This window comes from Brevundimonas sp., assembly GCF_036732845.1.
In the GTDB taxonomy this organism is placed as follows: Bacteria; Pseudomonadota; Alphaproteobacteria; order Caulobacterales; family Caulobacteraceae; genus Brevundimonas.
In genome coordinates, this window is the sequence record NZ_DAINBO010000071.1 from 1 (window position 1) to 4,809 (window position 4,809).

General features: G+C 67.4%; 4 protein-coding genes and 2 pseudogenes. 2 read left to right on the forward strand and 4 right to left on the reverse strand.

Features of this window, described 5'->3' with window-relative positions; translation table 11 throughout:
• Positions 1-413 (reverse strand): annotated as a pseudogene (locus V7D63_RS13055) (alpha-ketoacid dehydrogenase subunit beta); the annotation flags it as partial.
• Between the two features lie 2 nt (positions 414-415).
• Positions 416-1,648, reverse strand: coding sequence for a thiamine pyrophosphate-dependent enzyme (locus V7D63_RS13060; RefSeq protein WP_333592711.1), 1,233 nt, complete (start codon positions 1,646-1,648; stop codon positions 416-418).
• 146 nt (positions 1,649-1,794) lie between these two features.
• Between V7D63_RS13060 and V7D63_RS13065 the strand changes: the two genes are divergently transcribed.
• Both V7D63_RS13065 and V7D63_RS13070 read left to right on the forward strand, forming a co-directional pair.
• Positions 1,795-2,283 carry an Lrp/AsnC family transcriptional regulator gene (locus V7D63_RS13065; RefSeq protein WP_333592712.1) on the forward strand — a complete coding sequence of 163 codons (489 nt, stop codon included), beginning with the start codon at positions 1,795-1,797 and terminating at the stop codon, positions 2,281-2,283.
• A gap of 36 nt (positions 2,284-2,319) precedes the next feature.
• Positions 2,320-3,237, forward strand: a complete 918-nt coding sequence (locus tag V7D63_RS13070; RefSeq protein WP_333592713.1) for a pirin family protein — start codon at positions 2,320-2,322, stop codon at positions 3,235-3,237.
• A 201-nt stretch (positions 3,238-3,438) separates the two neighbouring features.
• Here V7D63_RS13070 and V7D63_RS13075 read toward each other — a convergent pair whose 3' ends face one another.
• On the reverse strand, positions 3,439-4,407 hold the full coding sequence (locus tag V7D63_RS13075) for an alpha/beta fold hydrolase (protein ID WP_333592714.1): 969 nt from the start codon (positions 4,405-4,407) through the stop codon (positions 3,439-3,441).
• 157 nt (positions 4,408-4,564) lie between these two features.
• Positions 4,565-4,809: pseudogene (locus V7D63_RS13080) on the reverse strand (3-hydroxyacyl-CoA dehydrogenase); the annotation flags it as partial.

Consider the following 4,809-nt stretch of genomic DNA (forward strand, 5'->3'; position numbering starts at 1 on the left):
AGGCTTTCCGGCGACTGGCTGTGCGTCTGGCCGCCGAAGATGCCGCCGCCATAGGGGCTGCGCACCGTGATCGGGGTGGTGAACATGCCGGCCGAGCGATAGCGGATCTTGGCGGCTTCCGAGACCAGTTGGTCATAGGCCGGATAGATGTAGTCGGCGAACTGGATCTCCACGACCGGACGCAGGCCGTAGGTCGCCATGCCCAGGGCCGTGGCGACGATGCCGGTCTCCGAGATCGGGGCGTCGAAGCTGCGGGTCAGGCCGTGCTTCTTCTGCAGGTGGTCAGTGACGCGGAAGACGCCGCCGAAATAGCCCGCGTCCTCGCCGAAGCTGAGCACATTGGCGTCCTCGGTCATCTTGACGTCGATGGCCGAGTTCAGGGCCTGGATCATGTTCATCGGTTGGGTGGTCATGTTCAGACTCCCACCTCGCGACGTTGTTCGACCAGGCGCCAGTCCTCGGTCGAATAGACGTCCTCGAACATGGTCTTCACGCTGGGGCGCGACTGGCCCAGCGTGCCGACGGCCTCGGACTCCTTGCCGGCGGCGCGGACCTGGTCGACGGCGTCCGCCTCGGCCTCGGCCTGCTGGGCGTCGGACCATTCGCCCAGGGCGATCAGGTGCTGTTTCAGGCGTTCGATGGGATCGCCCAGCGGCCATTTCTCGTGCTCGTCGCCGGGGCGATAGCGGCTGGGATCGTCCGAGGTCGAGTGCGGGGCGCCGCGATAGGTGACCATTTCGATCACCGTCGCGCCCATGTTCGACCGGGCGCGCTCCTCGGCCCAGGCGGTGGCGGCCCAGACGGCCAGGAAGTCGTTGCCGTCGACCCGCAGGGCCGGCAGGCCATAACCTACGGCCTTGGAGGCGAAGGTCGTCTCCATGCCCCCGGCGATGCCCATGAACGAGCTGATGGCCCACTGGTTGTTGACGATGTTCAGGATCACCGGCGCGCGATAGACGGCCGCGAAGGTCAGGGCCGAATGGAAGTCGCTCTCGGCCGTCGATCCGTCGCCGATCCAGGTGATGGCGATCTTGTCGTCGCCCTTATAGGCGCTGGCCATGGCCCAGCCGACGGCCTGGGGATATTGGGTGCCCAGATTGCCGCTGATGGTGAAGAAGCCGAAGTCCTTGGACGAATACATGATCGGCAACTGCCGCCCTTTGATCGGGTCGGCGGCGTTGGAGTAGATCTGGTTCATCATGTCGACCAGGGGATAGCCCCGGGCGATCAGCAGGCCCTGCTGGCGATAGGTGGGAAAGCCCATGTCCTCGCGCGGCAGCAGCATGCCCTGGGCGACGGCGATGGCCTCTTCGCCGGTGCATTTCATATAGAAGCTGGTCTTGCCCTGGCGGTGGGCGCGGTGCATCCGCTCGTCGAAGGCGCGGGTCAGGATCATGGCCTTCAGGCCGCGCCGCAGGGTTTCGGCGTCCAGGCGCGGATTCCACGGCCCGACGGCCTTGCCCTCGTCGTCCAGCACCCGGATCAGGCCGAAGGCGTGATCCAGCATGGCGTGCGCCGTGGTCGAAACCTCGGGCCGCGCCATGACGCCGGGACCGTCCATGCGGATGTGGCTGAAGTCCGGCGCATCGCCCGGCCGACCCGTGGGTTCGGGCACCCGCAGCGAAAGCGGTTTGGTGTTCTTGGTCATATGTCCTGCCGTTCTTGGACCGCAGCGTTTTTCCCTATGAGGCGCCTGATAGCACGACTGTGCGGGGGAAAGCTCGCGCAATTCCGTCTTGCATAACCCCGATCAGAGGTATTTTATTGCGCGGCATTCTGAATCGGAGAAACGCCTTGGCGGACGAACTCGATCCCATCGACGCTCGGATCTTGGACATCCTGCAACAGGACGCGGGGCTGTCGGTGGCCGAGGTGGCGGATCGCGTGGGTCTGTCGGCCTCGCCCTGCTGGCGCCGGATCAAGCGGCTGGAGGATTCCGGCCTGATCACCCGCCGGGTGACCCTGCTGGACGCCGCCAAACTGGGCCTGGACTTCGAGGTCTACGCCATCGTCAAGCTGAACCTTCCGTCCACCGAGAACCTGGCCGCGTTCGAGGCCGCCGTCGGCGACTGGGCCGAGGTGGTGCAGTGCGCCACCATCACCGGGCGCGAGGACTATGTGCTGCGCATCATCACGCGCGACATGCACGCCTTCGACAAATTCCTGCGCGAGAAGCTGTTGGCCCTGGGCATCGTCTCGGACTGCGAGAGCCACATCGTCACCCGCGGGGTGAAGAATGTGACCGCCCTGCCCCTTGGCATCGTCACGCCGCACGTCGGATAGTTCCGCTCGCGCCCTGTCCGGGCGGGAGATTCGCACATGATCGAAATGGTGATCGACGCACGGCGCAAGGACCTGGGCGGGTTCGAGGTCGGGCGCGTCCTGCCCTTTCATTCGCGGCGCATGGTCGGTCCCTTCATCTTCCTGGACCAGATGGGACCGGCGGACTTCGCGCCGGGCGCCGAGGCGATCAACGTGCGGCCGCATCCGCACATCGGCCTGTCGACCCTGACCTATCTGTTCGAGGGCGAGATATTGCACCGGGACAACACCGGCGTGACCCAGGCCATCCGTCCCGGAGAGGTCAATTGGATGACCGCGGGCAAGGGCGTCGTCCATTCCGAACGCACCGATCCGCTGAGGGCGGCCCAGGGCGGTCCCATGCACGGCATGCAGGCGTGGATCGCGTTGCCGGTCGAGGACGAGGACCGCGATCCCGGCTTCATGCACTACGCCGGGCCGGACCTGCCCGCCTATGACAATCAGGGCCTGTTCGCGCGGCTGGTGGCGGGCGAGGCCTATGGCGCGACGGCGCGGGTCAAGACCTCGTCGCCGCTGTTCTATGTGCACTGGGAGCTGCAGCCGGGCGTGCGCACCGCGCCGCCGCCGGGCAAGGGCGCGGGCGGCTATTCCGAGCGGGCGCTGTATGTCGCCTCCGGCGCCATCGAGGTCGGCGACCGCGCTTTCCGCGCCGGTCAGATGATCGTGCTGGAGCCGACCGCCGAACCGACCATCAAGGCGCTGGAGCGGTCCACCGTCATGGTGCTGGGCGGCGAGCCGGTGGGACCGCGCCTGATCTGGTGGAATTTCGTCGCCTCGTCCCAGGACCGGATCGACGCGGCCAAGGCCGACTGGAAGGCGGGCCGGATGAAACTGCCCGACGGCGACGACCACGAGTTCATCCCCCTGCCCGACACGCCCTCGACGCCCGAACCGGCGCCGACCGACCCGGTCTAGGACGTGAACCCAAGTCGAGTCTAAGGTTCGTCAGGGCCTACAAAGCTCCGTCACCCTCGGGCTTGTCCCGAGGGCCTGTCGCGGCATTGCCTCGAACGCGGATGGCCCTCACCAGTGGTCACAACAGCCCCTGGTCCGGCCCGAGGCCCCCATGGCCCCTCGGGACAAGCCCGAGGGTGACGAGGTTCATGGATTCACACCCTAGACGTCCAGGCCGGCGAGGAAGTCCAGCAACAGCCGGTTCACCTGGTCCGGCCGCTCCTGCTGAAGCCAATGGGCGGCCCCGGCGATGACGTGATTGCCGCGCAGCTCGGTCGCCCAGTCGCCCAGGGTCTTCTCATGACGCCCGGAATAGTGGCGCGCCGGATCGTGCTCGCCGACCATGAACAGGGCCGGCACGGTGATCTTGCGGCCCTGGAGATCGGCCATCCGTTCCCAGTTCAGGTCCATGCACCGGTACCAGTCCATCGGCTGTTTGAAGCCCCGCGCCGAAAAGGCCGCGACATATTCGGCGAACAGATCGTCGCCCATCCACGGCGGCAGGACCGCGTCGTCCGACACGGACTCCATCAGGCTCAGGCCCGCCGGAATGAAGCCGGTCGCGCGGTCGGCGGCGGGCGTCGCACCGTCATAGGACCAGAAGCATTTGCGCAGCGCCGCGGCCGGATCGGCGTCGAACTGAATCTGGTCCGCCATCTCCTGGAAGCGGACGATGTAAAGCTCGCCCCGGCCCACGCGCTGGGCCAGCGCCCTCATGGCCGGGATCGGCGGGCCGCTCTCGCTGCGCGGCTGGAACGGCACGCTGAGACCGGCGACGGCGCGGAAAATGTCGGGCCGCATCAGGGCGCAATGCCAGGCCACCGGCGCCCCCCAGTCATGGCCGACCACGACGGCCTGGGTCTCGCCCAGCGCCGCGACCAGGGCGACCGTGTCCTCGACCAGTTGCGGCAGGGTGTGGTCCTGGGTCCGCTGCCCCGGGCCAGTCGTGCCGCCATAGCCGCGCATGTCCGGCGCCACGACGCGGTAGCCCGCGTCAGCCAGCGCCCGCACCTGCGCGCGCCAACTGATCGACAGTTCGGGAAAGCCGTGGATCAGGACGACCAGAGGGCCTGAACCGGCCTCGATCACCTGCTGGTCCAGGGTCGCGGTCTTCACCGTGTGCGTACGCATCGTCCTTCTCCCCTCCGGGGGAGAAGGTGGCTCGCGGAGCGAGACGGATGAGGGGGATGCCAGACCCACCCTCATCGTCTGACGATCAGCGGGCGGAACCAGCCCCCTCATCCGAGCGCCTTCGGCGCCCACCTTCTCCCTCGAGGGGAGAAGGAAACTAAGCCGCCTTCTTGCCCGCGAACCGGCCGTAGAAGGTCTCGCCCTTGGCCGCCATGTCGCGCAGCAGTTGCGGCGGCGAGAAGCGGTCGCCGTATTGGGCGGCGTACTTGTCCGCCTGGTCGACGAAGGCCTTCAGCCCATACTGGTCGATGTAGGTGATCGGGCCGCCGGTCCAGGGCGCGAAGCCCCAGGCCAGGATGGCGCCGACATCGGCCTCGCGCGGGTCGTCGATGACGCCCTCTT